This window comes from Undibacterium sp. TC9W (genome assembly GCF_049339865.1).
In the GTDB taxonomy this organism is placed as follows: domain Bacteria; phylum Pseudomonadota; class Gammaproteobacteria; order Burkholderiales; family Burkholderiaceae_D; genus Undibacterium.
Genome location: NZ_JBMPPJ010000020.1, coordinates 1 through 14217 on the forward strand (window position 1 = coordinate 1; position 14217 = coordinate 14217).

Annotated in this window: 15 protein-coding genes and 1 pseudogene; 12 read left to right on the forward strand and 4 right to left on the reverse strand. The window is 52.7% G+C overall.

All coding sequences use genetic code 11. The features are described 5' to 3' along the window. Positions 1–111: 111 nt before the first annotated feature. Genes ACO0LN_RS22910 through ACO0LN_RS22925 form a run of 4 tightly spaced genes read right to left on the reverse strand, consistent with a single transcriptional unit; the run spans position 112 to position 2708 of the window. Positions 112–729 carry a portal protein gene (locus ACO0LN_RS22910; protein ID WP_422977804.1) on the reverse strand — a complete coding sequence of 206 codons (618 nt, stop codon included), beginning with the start codon at positions 727–729 and terminating at the stop codon, positions 112–114. Between the two features lie 8 nt (positions 730–737). Then, the gene (locus ACO0LN_RS22915) at positions 738–1985 is read right to left on the reverse strand and encodes a PBSX family phage terminase large subunit (protein WP_422977806.1); all 1248 of its coding nucleotides are present in this window, start codon (positions 1983–1985) and stop codon (positions 738–740) included. After that, entirely contained in the window at positions 1975–2295 is a 321-nt protein-coding gene (locus ACO0LN_RS22920) for a hypothetical protein (protein ID WP_422977808.1), read from the reverse strand. The genes ACO0LN_RS22915 and ACO0LN_RS22920 overlap by 11 nt, the downstream gene beginning before the upstream one ends. Continuing rightward, positions 2292–2708 carry a hypothetical protein gene (locus tag ACO0LN_RS22925; protein ID WP_422977810.1) on the reverse strand — a complete coding sequence of 139 codons (417 nt, stop codon included), beginning with the start codon at positions 2706–2708 and terminating at the stop codon, positions 2292–2294. The genes ACO0LN_RS22920 and ACO0LN_RS22925 overlap by 4 nt, the downstream gene beginning before the upstream one ends. 691 nt (positions 2709–3399) lie before the next feature. Here ACO0LN_RS22925 and ACO0LN_RS22930 point away from each other — a divergent pair. The 12 genes and pseudogenes from ACO0LN_RS22930 (at position 3400) to ACO0LN_RS22985 (ending at position 14094) form a co-directional block, all read left to right on the forward strand. After that, positions 3400–3666: an MASE1 domain-containing protein gene (locus ACO0LN_RS22930; RefSeq protein ID WP_422977812.1), complete on the forward strand. Its 267-nt coding sequence runs from the start codon at positions 3400–3402 to the stop codon at positions 3664–3666. A gap of 43 nt (positions 3667–3709) precedes the next feature. Further along, the gene (locus tag ACO0LN_RS22935; protein ID WP_422977814.1) at positions 3710–4060 is read left to right on the forward strand and encodes an MASE1 domain-containing protein; all 351 of its coding nucleotides are present in this window, start codon (positions 3710–3712) and stop codon (positions 4058–4060) included. Positions 4061–4108: 48 nt separating this feature from the next. Next, positions 4109–4783: pseudogene (locus ACO0LN_RS22940) on the forward strand (CHASE domain-containing protein). A gap of 324 nt (positions 4784–5107) precedes the next feature. Further along, on the forward strand, positions 5108–7306 hold the full coding sequence (locus ACO0LN_RS22945; RefSeq protein WP_422977816.1) for a TonB-dependent hemoglobin/transferrin/lactoferrin family receptor: 2199 nt from the start codon (positions 5108–5110) through the stop codon (positions 7304–7306). A gap of 12 nt (positions 7307–7318) precedes the next feature. Beyond that, positions 7319–8431, forward strand: coding sequence for a hemin-degrading factor (locus tag ACO0LN_RS22950; protein WP_422977818.1), 1113 nt, complete (start codon positions 7319–7321; stop codon positions 8429–8431). Continuing rightward, positions 8419–9345 (forward strand): heme/hemin ABC transporter substrate-binding protein, encoded by a 927-nt coding sequence (locus tag ACO0LN_RS22955; protein ID WP_422977820.1) that lies wholly within the window; start codon positions 8419–8421, stop codon positions 9343–9345. Before ACO0LN_RS22950 ends, ACO0LN_RS22955 begins: the two co-directional genes overlap by 13 nt. Beyond that, on the forward strand, positions 9342–10427 hold the full coding sequence (locus ACO0LN_RS22960; protein ID WP_422977822.1) for a FecCD family ABC transporter permease: 1086 nt from the start codon (positions 9342–9344) through the stop codon (positions 10425–10427). The genes ACO0LN_RS22955 and ACO0LN_RS22960 overlap by 4 nt, the downstream gene beginning before the upstream one ends. Positions 10428–10450: 23 nt before the next feature. Beyond that, positions 10451–11266, forward strand: coding sequence for an ATP-binding cassette domain-containing protein (locus ACO0LN_RS22965; protein WP_422977824.1), 816 nt, complete (start codon positions 10451–10453; stop codon positions 11264–11266). 31 nt (positions 11267–11297) lie between these two features. After that, complete coding sequence (locus ACO0LN_RS22970) at positions 11298–11681, forward strand: VOC family protein (protein WP_422977826.1); 384 nt, start codon at positions 11298–11300, stop codon at positions 11679–11681. Further along, positions 11674–12501: a ChaN family lipoprotein gene (locus ACO0LN_RS22975; RefSeq protein WP_422977828.1), complete on the forward strand. Its 828-nt coding sequence runs from the start codon at positions 11674–11676 to the stop codon at positions 12499–12501. The genes ACO0LN_RS22970 and ACO0LN_RS22975 overlap by 8 nt, the downstream gene beginning before the upstream one ends. A 19-nt stretch (positions 12502–12520) precedes the next feature. Further along, positions 12521–12793 carry a hypothetical protein gene (locus tag ACO0LN_RS22980; protein ID WP_422977830.1) on the forward strand — a complete coding sequence of 91 codons (273 nt, stop codon included), beginning with the start codon at positions 12521–12523 and terminating at the stop codon, positions 12791–12793. A gap of 77 nt (positions 12794–12870) precedes the next feature. Further along, positions 12871–14094, forward strand: a complete 1224-nt coding sequence (locus ACO0LN_RS22985; RefSeq protein WP_422977832.1) for a DUF2325 domain-containing protein — start codon at positions 12871–12873, stop codon at positions 14092–14094. The last annotated feature ends 123 nt before the right edge of the window (positions 14095–14217 follow it).

The window sequence follows — 14217 nt, forward strand, 5'->3', positions numbered from 1 at the left end:
TCGCCAGCTCTTTGGCCAGCGCCTGCAGTTTGCTTCTTTCCATTGCGTTTGTCGTCATTTTGGCAATTCCTCATTATAGGAGCTTCATCTGCCAGAATTACTTACACACTTTTATTTACAGGCTCCCTGCTGCATTTGCTGACTGATTTGCAGGTTGATCTGTTCGACTGCCTGCTGACGCTGTTTGGCGTCATCCTCATCCGGATAAGCCTGCTGGGCTATCACCTCAATTTCCGGGTCATCCAGGATTTGCGCCAACTCTATCTGGTTCAAACCCTTGTATTCTTCCTTGGCTTCTTCAAAGCGGGTATCCCACCACACCTTGACGATGCCATTTTTTTGCAACAGGGCATCCTTCATCCACACATAAGCTATCTTGTGACCATTGTTCTTTTTAAAGAACAGGTAATTAATATACTCCGTCGCTGCCTTGGCCCTGGCTTCATCGTCCGGGTTTTGTGGTTCAAACTCGACAATCGAATCACCGCCACAAAACGTCAGCATCAATTGCGGCAACATAGACTCTATGGTGTCACGTACATCAGTAGAAACCACCGACGAGCGACCATCCACTTCTGGTGGTGACAGATCGCCCACCGCCAGACCCAGATAATAATATTCCGCCTTTTGTCTGGCTTGCGACAAACGCGAAGATGAATAACCCAGGCTCTGGCGCATTTCTGTCTGCACCAGTGCTTTCAATTCGTCTTGAGATAAAGCTTTAGCCATTCCATCCTCTATGCATAAGTAAATTTAGGGTAAGTCAGTTTGCCGCCCCATTCTTCGTTCGACATCGTTTCTGCATTGATGCAGATATAGCGCAGGTTGTCTGCACCATGGCTGAACTCATCATGCAAAGGCGCGCCAGCTTCATTCGTGCTTTGATTGATCACACGGCGATAACGCTTTACGCATTCAATCAGGCGCGCAGTTTTGTCCGCATCAAACCACAAGCGTCCAAATGTCATGCGCGTCAGACGTATGCCATCTTCCACACTCATGCTGGGCGTGATCGCCACATCCCAGCCCAGTGCTGTCATGATTTCTTCTGCGCTCTTGCCGGTTTTGAAGTCCTTGTTGCGACCATCATGAGGTAAAAATAACTTCCCCCAGTTCATATTTTTTTGCTTCAACAAGGCTGAGTAATAATCCAGCGTCTGATGACTGTCTTCCAGGTATTCAATCACCCGCAATTCCGAACTTTGTCTTTGCACCAGGCTGATCGCCATTGCATCATTCCAGCCCAGGTCAACCACCACGTGCACTTTCAGCATAGGGTCATACGGCACATGACAAATCCTGCCCTGTGCCCCAGCCACTTCGTGGTAATAAATCGCCCCACTCACTGCCGGTTTGCATTCACCATCCCAGATATTTTTATAAGCTTCAGGTTCGCGCTGCATGCAGGTTTGCCTTTCTCTTTCCAACACTTCAGGGAACCAGGGGTTATCCCGCCAGTTCATCAAGATAGAGACACAATCATGCGGTGGTCTTGCGACAAAACGCTGATGGGTAGGATCAGTTTCCAGCTCTGGGTTATAAGTTACCCAGATTTCTGAGCCTGCCGTGCGTATCGTCGGTATCAAAATACTCCATGACCTGTCTGACACACTCTGGCCTTCTTCTATCCACACCTTGGTGCAACCTTCAAAGGACTTGACACTGTCAGCCGTCTGGTCAGACAAACCGCTGAAATAAAAACGCGTGCCATTCATGCCGCGAATTTCTGATTCATACACCTGGTAGAAATGACTCAAGCCTAGCGCTGCAATCTGATCACGCAATAACTGATGCACAGATTGCTTGATCGATTTCTGCAATTCACGTGCACATAAAATCCGCTCCACATTCTGCACACCCAGCAACAACAAGGCGCGGGCAAAGCCCCAGGACTTGCCACTGCCGCGCCCACCACGCGCCACCTTGTAACGCGCTGGTTGGAACAAGAATTCCAGCTTTTCAGGAAACTCGCATTCAATCTGCATTCGGCTTGACCAGTTTGATGGCGATATCGCTAATCAGATGTTCGCCGTTTTCTCCAGCCCCATTAACTTGCAGGGGTAAAATCTTCAGATACAACACTGTCCAGAAGGCTTTTTCATTGGTCGGGTCTTCTCTTGCCCATTGCGCCAGGCGCAAGGCTCCGCCCAGTTCTTCGCCAGCTTTGGCAATCGCATCCCTGACCGTCAATGTAGATTGACTGACTGCTTTCTTTGGCCGTCCGCGCGTCTTGGCGGCAGGCTTTGCTACCATCTCAGATGCAATAGCTGCCTTCACAATTTTGCTTTCGCTCATCTATTTTCAGGATGCCTTGCGGCTTGTCCTGCTCCAGGATTATCAGCGTTGGCCTGCCCGGGAACCATGGGCAGCGCATCTGCACGGCTGCATAAACTGCAATTGCAGGCGCACATTCCCATGATTCCCGTCAACGCCCAAAAAGATTTACCTGTCTGCTGCTTTGCGTTCAGTATGGTCAGCACTATGTGAAAGGGTGATACGCTTGCAATCACAAACAGGTAAAAGCCTGAGCGCCAGCACAAGCAAATTGCGTGGCGCGATTCTGTCAATTTTCTGCATTCATCGACAAGATTCATTAACAAAATTTGCGAACAAAAATTCATGAACAAAACGCAGAAAACAAAAAGCCCCGCTGCTTTACAGTAGCGGGGCCAGATCATATCTAACAAATCAAATTCTTCAGGACGCAAATCGCCCTGAACAGAACTATATACTGCTTATATAATCAGTGCAAATTTTTCTTAAGCTCCAGCATTTACAGGAAAATTCTCTGTAAAAATAGCGCAAAAGTTTAAGAAAAATCCATCAACTCAAAACCAAAAACCCCACTTTTTACAAAGCAGGGTTCGTGGTTTTTATCTGAGGGATACTACAAAATAGCAACAGGACGCAGCTCGCCCTGAACAACACTATACACTGATTATTTAATCAGTACAAATTTTTCTTATTAAATTAGAGTACGCAGGCGCAGCAAGAAAGCAACATCTGAATTCAGCCCGGCACACGCATTAACAAAAATAAAATAATCAATAAAAACAAGGCCTTAAAAACCAAAAACCCTACTTTTCACAAAGCAGGGTCCGTAGTTTTTATCTGAGGGATACTACAAAATAGCAATAGGACGCAACTCGCCCTGAACAAAACTATACACTGATTATTTAATCAGTACAAATTTTTATTAAGCTTATTTCTCATGCATATTTTCTCCATAAAAACAGCTGGCGCAGCAAGGAACCAAGCCTGATTGGGTGCACAAGCAAGCACGCCGACAAAGCGCAAATTCGTCCAGATGAATAAAATCACAATGACTTGCTTTCGGTCATATAATTATTCAAAGCAAATTTTTCGCTGTGAGTTGTTCACCATGGGGAGCCAGGTATTTTGCCCACATCGTCCTTGAACAATGTCTCCTCTTTGCTAGTCAGGAATCTGCTACTGGCCTTCGTCTATATCATGCTTGGACGCATCGCACTGTTGCTCGCGATTCCTCCCGGCTATGCCATTGCCGTCTTTCCACCGGCGGGCGTGGCAGTGATTGCCGTGTTAACGGGTGGATACCGTCTGCTGCCTGGCGTGGCTCTGGGTTCATGTCTCTTCAATCTGTGGATAGGCTGGGAAAGCCCAGGGTCAATTAACGCTCACAAATAGCGGCCTGGCTCTGCTGGTTGCCACTGGTGCCATGCTGCAGGCGATGAGTAGCGCTTATCTGCTGAAACGCTTTGTTGGTTATCCAGCCGCGCTTGATGACGAACGCCATGTTGTGCTCTTCCTGTTGCTGGCTGGGCAAGTTGGTTGTCTCGTCAATGCCAGTGTCGGCATCTTTTCCCTGTTCATCCTGGGCCTGCTGCCAGCAGCAGACATGTTTGGCAACTGGCTTACATGGTGGGGCGGCGACATTCTTGGCGTTCTCAATGTCGCCCCATTGATGATGATACTGGCGGGCCATCCGCGCACTATCTGGAAGTCGCGCGGTCTTAATGCAGACGTGCCTTTGTTGCTGACACTATCGGTTGTTGTCTCTGTCTTTCTCTATGTACGATAATCAGAATCCGACCGGCAAAAACAGGAATTCGAAACCGAGGCCCGCCGCATGGTACAAGCCATACAGCAACACTTCGATTTACAGAGTGAATTACTGCGCAATCTGGAACGCTTCTTTGCCAGCACTGATCATGTCTCCAGAACAGATTTCCAAAGCTTTGTCGGCTCCACACTGCAAAGAAAAAGCACTATCATCGCAGTCGATTGGGCCCCTCTGGTCATGCACAGCGACAGATCAAGTTTTGAAGCCAGGCTGAGAAAAGAAAGTGACACCTCCTTCATTATCAAACAACGCAGCGATCAAGGCGCACTCGCACCTGCCAGTGCGCGGGAATTTTATCTGCCTGTTGAGTTTATCGAACCTTACCTGGCCAACTAACCGGCCCTTGGTTTTGACCTGTTTTCTGAACCAGGCCGACGGGTCGCGATAGAAAGAGCACGCGACACCGGCCAGATGAGCATCAGCTCCCCAGTCAGCATCATCAATACAGACAGGGCAAAAAATGTCACCGGTAGCCTGATTTCTGCACCTGTGTATATGCGCCATCTGCCCATCTCCACCATGGAACAAAGACGTGCGGCATTTCGTGGCGTTGTACTCAGCGTCTTGCAGGTAGATGACCTGCCGCCTTCGCCAGGAAGTGAAAGGTGGATCAAACTGACCAGGTCAATTCAGCTAGCAAACACACACATTCCCGTTCTCTTCAAAAGCTGTTGCTATTAATCTGACTTTGCACCTCCAACCATACCAGACATTAGGTCTGTTAAATATTGCCACAAAAATACTTTTTCGCGTTCTCAAGCTGCCTCTACGTATCGCTTCAGCTCAAAATCCTCATAAAAGAAACTCCAAATGCACTTGCGACTGAGAATGATTCTCATTTATAATAAATCCGATTAAAATATATTATTCGTAAAAACTCCCCCTTTTTACGATGCTCCCAGCCTTAAGCATGGTGCAAGTCCATGCGGGCTATGGAGTAGATCATGATACGCACTAGCCAGTCGCCGCTAGCCAGTGTCCAATTTTTTAAAATTAGGAAACACGATGCTAAGCAAGACGCAAATCGCCCTGGCACTGGGTATGGCATGGGGCATGGCTCCGGCAACTACTTTTGCACAAACTCCAGGCCCGGTCCTGCCGACAGAAGCAACTACTCTCAAAGACATTACTGTCACCTCTACGCGTACCGCCAGGACAGTCGATAGTGTGCCCAATACCGTCACCGTCATCCCTGCTGCCAGGATAGAGCAGGAAGGTGGTCGCGACATCAAGGACCTGTTCCGCAATGAACTCGATATCAGCGTGCGTGCTGCCCCTACCCGCTTTACAGCGGCTGGCAGCTCCACTGGTCGTGCTGGTAATGAAGGCATCAATATTCGTGGACTGGAAGGTAACCAGGTCTTGATGCTGGTTGATGGTACGCGTGTACCGGGTAGTTTTTCGTTTGGCGCATTTGCGACAGGCCGTGGTGATTTTCTTGAACTCGATGGCATCAAGGCAGTAGAAATTTTGCGAGGCCCTACCTCCACACAGTTCGGTAGCGATGGTCTGGCTGGTGCAGTCAGCTTCCGCACGCTGGACCCGTCTGATTTGCTCAAAAAAGGCCAGTCTTTTGGTGGCTTCGTGCGTTCTGGCTACGCCACAGTCGATCGCTCATGGCGCAATACTGCCGCTATCGCTGACGACAACGGTAGCTGGCAAGGTTTGCTGCTGGTCAGCGACCGCCGTGGTCATGAAACAGAAAACCGTGCAGACAATGACGCAAAAAACGTCAACCGCACCAAACCAAATCCAGTAGATTTCAATGCCCAATACCTGCTGGGTAAAGCCATCTTCAAAATCGATAGCAATCAGCAAATAGAAGCCAGTGTAGAAGCACAAAAACGCACGCAGGAAACTGATGTTTATTCTGCCCGCGCCGTGCCGCCACTGGTATCCACCAGCACCCTGGACCTGGATACCCGCGACAAGGTAGAGCGCAATAAACTCAGCCTGGCGCACCGCTATAAAAACCTGAATTCCAGCTGGTTGCACAATGCCGAGACACGTCTGTACTGGCAAGATGCCAAGGTCAGCCAATACTCTGCCGAAGATAGAAACACCGCCGCTGACCGCACCCGCGACAACCACTACAACACCAGGATCGTCGGCCTGTCCAACATCATGGAAAGCAATTTCTCTGGTGCTGTTGAACAAAAACTCAGCTACGGCTTTGACTGGAACCGCACAGAAGTCACCGGCCTGCGCGATGGCACGGTAGCGCCGTTTGGCGAATCCTTCCCTGCCAAGCCTTTCCCGGATACGACTTACACAGTCACAGGCGCCTTCATCCAGGATGAAATCGAAGCAGGCAAGCTGAGCATCATCCCCAGCCTGCGTTATGACCATTACAAGCTCGCTCCTTCCAGTGCAGGCTACACAGGCGGCGCAGTCGCAACTCTGTCTGACAGTGCAGTCACACCACGCCTGGGTCTGGTATGGCAACTCGACGCCGCCTTTGCACCTTATGCACAATTCGCCAAGGGCTTCCGTGCACCGACACCAGACCAGGTCAACAATGGATTCACGAATCTGGCATCGGGCTACACCAGCATAGGCAATTCGCAACTGAAAGCAGAACGTGCTGACAGCTTTGAGATTGGCTTTCGTGGCAGAGTGCAGGGTTTGCGTTATTCCTTCGCGGCATTCGACAATAGCTACAAAGACTTCATCAGCCAGCAGGTAGTGCGCGGCACAGGCACTGCAGTCGACCCGCTGGTATTCCAGTACATCAACCTGGCCAAGGCGCAAATCCGTGGTGCAGAAGCCCGTGCAGAATTGCAAATCGACAGTAACTGGCAAGCCACTGCAGGTGTCTCCTACACCAAGGGCGATAGCGAAGTTGCTGGCGTAAAAACGCCACTCGATACCATCAACCCGATGAAATTCCTGGCAGGCCTGCGCTATGACACAGCAGCCTGGGGTGCGCGTGCGCAATTCCAGCATCATCAAGGCAAGCAGCCCGACAGGATCGCACCAGCAGCAGCAACACAGTTTGCACCAGGTTCTTACCACGTCGTTGACCTCGGTGTGTACTGGAAGCCCATGCAAAACCTGACAGTCAACGCCAACCTCAACAATGTCTTTGATACCAAATACTGGGCCTGGTCTGATGTAAGCGGCCTGGCCGATAACACCAATGTCAAAGATGCATACACCGCCCCTGGCCGGAATGCCCAGGTATCAGTTCGTTACGACTTTTAAGAAGGAACCGTCATGCCAGCCCAACATTTGAACCCGCAACAAAATGCGAAGGTCCGTGAACAATTCGCCAGCATGCGCCGAGAGAAAAAAGCCAGACATCGTGACATCGCAGAAGCTTTAGAGATCAGTGAAGGCGAGCTGATCGCCGCCCACGCAGGCACAGCAGCCATAGAAAGCAATTGCCTGTTGCGTGCCACCTGCCTGCGCGCAGAGTGGCCAGAAATTATCGCCGCAGTAGAAAGCCTGGGCGAAGTCATGGCCCTGACCCGCAATCCTTCCTGCGTCCATGAAAAAACGGGCACCTACAGCAAAATCAGCCACAACCACCATATCGGCCTGGTGCTGGCAGGTGAAATCGATTTGCGGATTTTTTATCAGCAATGGGCATTTGGCTTTGCCGTGACAGAGCAAACAGGAAGCGGCGAAGAGCGCAGCGAGCAAAAAAGCCTGCAATTCTATGATGCCACCGGCACAGCCATCCACAAGATTTTCATCAAGCCACAAAGCAATGTAGAGGCTTATGAAGCCCTGGTCGCCAGCTTCGCCGCAGTCGAGCAAGAAAGTGGCATCGCTACCAAAGACAGCGCAGAAAAAATACTGGAACTAGCTGACAAGGACATCGATGTCACCGGCTTCCGTCAGGCCTGGGCATCCTTGCGTGATACTCATGAGTTCTTTGGCCTCATGAAAAAATTTGCCGTGACACGCACCCAGGCGTTGCGCCTGGCTGATGCCCGGTTTGTCCAGCAAATTGATGTCAGCAGTTGCCAGGACCTGTTGCAGGCAGCCGCTGCCGAAGCCGTGCCCATCATGGTATTTACCGGCAACGTCGGCATGATACAAATCCATTCCGGCCCGGTCAGCAAGATTGCCAAAATGGGTCCATGGGTGAACGTACTCGACCCACGCTTCAACCTGCATCTGCGTGAAGACCAAATCGCCAGTGCATGGGTCGTCAAAAAACCAACCACGGATGGCCTCGTCACATCACTGGAATTGTTTGATGCCGATGGCGAAACCATCGCCATGTTCTTTGGTGAACGCAAACCCGGCAAACCCGAACTCTGCGAATGGCGTGCGCTGATCGACAACCTCTTGTCAGAAAGCCAGACATGCGCAGCATAAGCCCAACAAATCGCTTGCGCAGGCAGGCATTGATGCAACTTGCTAGCCTGGCGGGTTTGGCTGGCTCCAGCATGCTGGCACCGTGGGCACAAGCCGCAACAGGCAAAGGCAAGCAGCGCATCATCAGCGTAGGTGGAGCCATCACCGAGATCATCTTCGCCCTCAATGCCAGCAATGACCTGGTCGCCGTTGATACCACATCCAACTTCCCTGAGAGTGTGCAAAAACTGCCTAATGTCGGCTATGCGCGTGCCCTGTCGGCAGAAGGCGTACTCGCCCTGGCACCAACGCAAATCATCGCCAGCGAAGATGCCGGTCCACCTGCCGTAATACGCCAGTTGACATCCTCTGGCATCCCGCTGGCTGTCTTGCCTGCGCATCATAAGTTTGAAGGCGTGCTCGACCGCATCAAGCAGATTGGTGAACTTACTGGCACACAAGCCCAGGCAGCTACCCTGACGCAAAGCCTGCAGCAGGAATGGAGCAAGGTCCGCGCACCGATAGAGCAGCGCAAAGGAAAGGCACCAAAAATTGTCTTCATCCTCGCCCATGCACCCAACCAGATCATGGTGGCTGGTCGTGAAACCGCAGCCCATGCCGTGCTTGAATATGCAGGTGCCAGCAATGCCCTGACCGCGGCCAATGGCGGCAATGGGTTCAGTGGTTACAAGCCTTTGACACCAGAAGCCATGATCGCAGCCCAGCCTGACATCATCCTCGTGACTGACCAGGGCCTGAAAGCCTCAGGCGGCATAGAGTCTGTGTTGAAATTGCCGGGTGTGGAACAAACACCGGCAGGCCGCAAGCGCCGCGTGCTGTCACAGGAAGCCATGCTCATGCTGGGCTTTGGGCCACGTCTGCCATCGGCAATCAGCCAGCTTGACAGCGCCATCACCCGGGCCATGCAGGCATGAAATCCTCAGTAGCCGTGTCTGGTGAATTGCCACCAAGTTTGCAGGCAAAGCTTTTGCAAGGCGGCAGACCTGGCCTGCTGCTGGTGCTGAGTATGGCCCTGCTTGCCGCTTTACTGCTGAGTGTGCAATTCGGTGCCGTGCCAGTCACATTGCAAGACTGGCTGACCCTGCTAGACTTCAGCGACGACCAGACTTTGACTGGCAGCAGCTATGTCTTGTGGAATATCCGCCTGCCACGTGCCCTGTTTGCCATGCTGGTGGGTGCTGCACTCGGCATGTCAGGTGCACTGACGCAAGGCCTGTTCCGCAATCCGCTGGCAGATCCCAATTTGCTGGGCATTACTGCCGGTGCTGCTGCGGCTGCGGGTTTGAGTATCGTCGTCTTGTCAGGCATGCACTTGCCTATCCCCATGTCCTGGCGCATGTGGATCTTGCCTGTCACCGCGTTCAGCGGTGCCTTGCTGGTTTGTTTTGCACTTGATCGTGTCGCCCGCTGGATTTCACCTGGTTCCATCGTCGGCCTGCTTCTGACAGGCATTGCTTTGAACGCCCTGAGCGCTGCCGTGCTGGGTCTGTGCACTTACCTGGCAACGGACGAGCAATTGCGCAACCTGAGTTTCTGGACCCTGGGCTCCCTGGCAGGTGCCAGCTGGCTGGCTGCTGGCTTGCTATTGACGCTGCTGTTGCCTGCCTGGTGGTGGGTCAGGCGCATGATCAGCGCCATGAATGCCCTGGCCCTGGGTGAAGCAGCGGCTGCCCATGTCGGCATCGATGTGCGCCGCCTGCGCACACAGGTCATTGTCCTGGTCGCGGTACTGACCGGGTTTGCGGTAGCCTGGTGCGGCATGATAGGCTTCATCAGCCTGGTTGCACCGCATCTGGTACGCACCATGGGCGGGCCAGATCAAAGACAGGTGATACCACGCTCCATGCTCATGGGTGGTTTGCTCTTGTTGCTGGCCGATACCGTGGCACGCTGCATCGCCATCCCGGCTGAAGTGCCAGTGGGTATTTTCACTGCCTTGCTGGGCAGCCCTTTCTTCCTGATCCTGCTGCGTAATGCACGTGGTCGTTTAGCCTGAATCACATGGTTGAGAATCGTATCATGTTAATGAAAACCACCACACCACAGGGTTTGCTCCAGCTTGACGCCGTCTGCGCCAGGCTGGGCAAGAAAGACTTTGGGCCCTTTAACATCAGTATAGCCAAGGCAGAAAAAGTCGCCATCCTTGGCCCCAGCGGCGCAGGCAAATCCACGCTGCTGAAACTGCTGTCCCGTGAATTGAAAACCAGCAGCGGCAACATCACTTTTCAGTCACGCCCGCTGGCAAGCTGGTCCTTGATGGAACTCAGCCGCCTGCGTGCAGTCCTGCCACAAAACAGTGATGTGGCCTTTGGCCTGGAAACCGACCTGGTCATTAGCCTGGGACGAGTCAGCCGAGCCCATGATCCTGAACTGTCCAACATCGTCAGACAAGCAGCAGGCATGGCCCATGCTAACCGCTTGCTGGGCCGCCGCTTTGACAGCCTCTCTGGCGGTGAACAGGCACGCATACAACTGGCACGCATCTTTGCCCAGCTATGGGACCAGCGCGATGGCTTGATACTCGTCGATGAACCCCTTGCTGCACTCGACCCCGGCCTGCAATTTGACCTGCTCGCCAGCCTGGAAGAATATGCGACAGAACGCCAGCATGCCATCGTCGCCATCCTGCATGACATCAACCATGCGATGCAGGCGTTCGAACGTCTGCTATTAGTCAAGAATGGCCAGCTCGTCGCCGACATCGCCAGCAACCGCGAAGCAGTACCGGCGCTGGAAGACTTGTATGATATCGCCCTGACCTGCATGCACAATGAAGAAGGTGATTTTCTGGTCACCCCCTTGCGCGCATCGTCACGCGCCAGGAAAAGCGCATAGCTAATCACAACATATTTGAATGAGAGAGAACATGCAAAAACTGAAGATGCGGGAAATCAAGGCCTATGTGCCTGCCAAAAATTTTGACACTTCCCTGGCCTTTTATCAAGACCTGGGATTTGAGGTCGTCTTTAGTGAAGATGGCTATGCCCATCTCAAATATGCCCAATGCAGCTTCATGCTGCAAGAGTTCTATGTCGCTGATCACACCAATAATTTCATGATGCATATCCTGGTCGATGATGTCGGCATCTGGTATGAATTCATCGTCTCATCCGGCATTGCAGAAAAATACCAGGTGCGCCTGACCGCAATTGTGGAACAGCCTTATGGCATGCGCGATTTCACGCTAACGGACCCGAGCGGCGTTCTGTGGTTCATAGGTCAGAATATGGATACTTGCGACAATGCGTAAATCAAACCTGCTCATCGCTGCGATCACCGCCGGCCTTTTATCAGCATGCGCGACCCAGACTGAAAAATCAGTCAGCAGCAAAATACTATTGCTGGGCGAAGTGCATGACAATCCCGAAGGACATGCCCAACGCTATGCCGACCTGCAAAAAATGGTCGTCGCAGGCTGGCGTCCCGCCATCGCCATGGAGCAATTCGACCGCGAAAACCAGGCCGAACTCAGCCAGGCACAGGCAACTTGTACAGATGCAGACTGCATCATCAGCAAGCTTGGCAACAAACGCTGGGCGTGGCCGCATTACCGTCCCGTCATCCAGCTCGCCATCGATTACAAACTGCCGTTGCTTGCTGCCAACCTGTCCCGCGCAGATGCCGCCCGTGTCATGCGTGAAGGCTATGCCGCCGTGCTTGATAAGAACACCATCAGCGGCTACAAGCTGGACCAGCCCTTGCCTGCCGTGGTAGTCGATGGCCAGCGCGCTGCCATGGAAAACGGCCATTGCGGCAAGATGCCAGACAATATCGTCCCCAGCATGGTCAGGGCACAAGTTGCGCGTGATGTTGTGATGGCCAAAATCGTCACTGAAAATGCAGACCGTGGCGTCGTCCTGCTGGCGGGTAATGGCCACGTCAGGCGTGATCTCGGTGTGCCGGTATGGCTGTCTACCAGCCAGCAAACGAGCCTGCAAATCCATGGTTATGTAGAAGCAGATGACAGTAAATCAGGAAACGCGGCCCTGTACGACGTCAGCCATGTCGTCAAGACGCATACCCGTCCCGATCCATGCCTCAGTATCCCAGCCCCAAAAAAACCAATTTAAGCCTAGCGCAGAGGAACACATGAAACATCAGCCATCAGCCAACGCTTGCCAGCACCTGGGTCTGGCCTCAAGCAAAGTCGGCGAAGTCATGATCTGCCCTGAATGCGGGGTAGTCCACCTGTCTTTGAACCATGTGTCCCTGCGCTTTGATGTCGAAGCTTTCCGTGTCCTCGCCTATATGCTGGCAGAAGCGCAGTTGAATATAGAAAGCTATGATGCCCGCCTGCCCCAAACCCCGGAAGCGCCCCACGTCACCGGCTTTGAAATAGCACCGGGTAAAAAAATGCACTAAGCAAATCAATCATTAAGCAAATCATCAAGCAAGTTTATGCAACATCACCTGGTCAGAAGTATCAAGAGGAGTACCGTATGTGTGAACATGACAAACATAGTATTGCATTAACACCGGAAGCCACACCGGCAGGTTCACGCCGTCGCCGCATCTGGGATTTGACGCATGAATGCCATTGCCCCGTCATCGGTGTCTGCATACCACTGACAACCTTGCGACGCATCGTCAACAAGGCGATGAATGGCCAGGCCATTGCCGAAGACTATGAAATCCATGTCGGTGCGATTGCAGAATGTGGTCGCCGCAACCGCCTGTCAGAAGCCATACAGCAAGAGCTGGAGCAACGCTATGCCCGCACCATACAGGAATTCCGTGCGGCAAAAACCGTAGAAGCGGTCACCCGCCTGTGGCTCGCCGCGATCGACAAAGGCGATGTCGCTGGCGCATTCTGGGCCGCACTGACACACCCGCGTTGCGACGCCGATTTGCAAGACGGCTTATGCCGCGACATGCACATGCTGCAGCACCAGGCTGGTGCCAGCGTACGCATCGATATCGCCCGCTTCAATGCCCTGCTTGAACAAAACAAATTACTGACCCGCGAACTGGGCCGCGTGCAGGAAAGACATAATCGCGCCCTGGCAGAAAAAACCCGCGAAATCGAAAAGCAAAACACCCAGTTGATACAACTCCGTGCAGAAAACATAGGCAAGGACAGCAGTATCCACTTCCTCAGTTGCGACATCGCCGCGCTGAAAGCAGAAGTCCCCGAACTGGAAACCCGCCAGCGCCTGCTCAAGAAAATCGAGCAAATGGCTGAGCGCCAAACCGAAACAGAAAACCATGTGCGCGAGCTCAAACAAAAACTCGCAGAAGCCAGCAAAGCCGTCGCCGACATACAGGAACAGGCAGCCGAGCAAGGCAGACAACAGCCAGAAGAAAAAGTCTATCCCATCACCCTGCACCTGAAGCAAAAAACCGTACTGTGCGTAGGTGGCCGCAGCGGTAATGTCCCCACCTACCGCGACCTCATAGAACGCATAGGCGGCCGCTTCGCTCACCATGATGGCGGCCTCGAAGACAACCAGAGCCTGCTAGACGCCAGCCTGGCCGCCGCCGACCTCGTCATCTGCCAGACCGGCTGCATCAGCCACACTGCCTACTGGCGCGTCAAGGATTTCTGCAAACGCACCGGCAAACGCTGCGTCTTCGTAGAAAACCCCAGCGTCTCATCACTGGCACGCGGGCTGGAAAAATTCTCGGAAGATGAAGCAGTAAATACAGAAACGGCCAGTCAATAAAACACGCGCAATCTCCTGTAGGAGCGGCTTCAGCCGCGAACAGCAATGGCCAGTACTACACATACCCCATGCAGCAAAGTGTTCGCGGCTAAAGCCGCTCATGCGAAAAACATCCAGACTCCG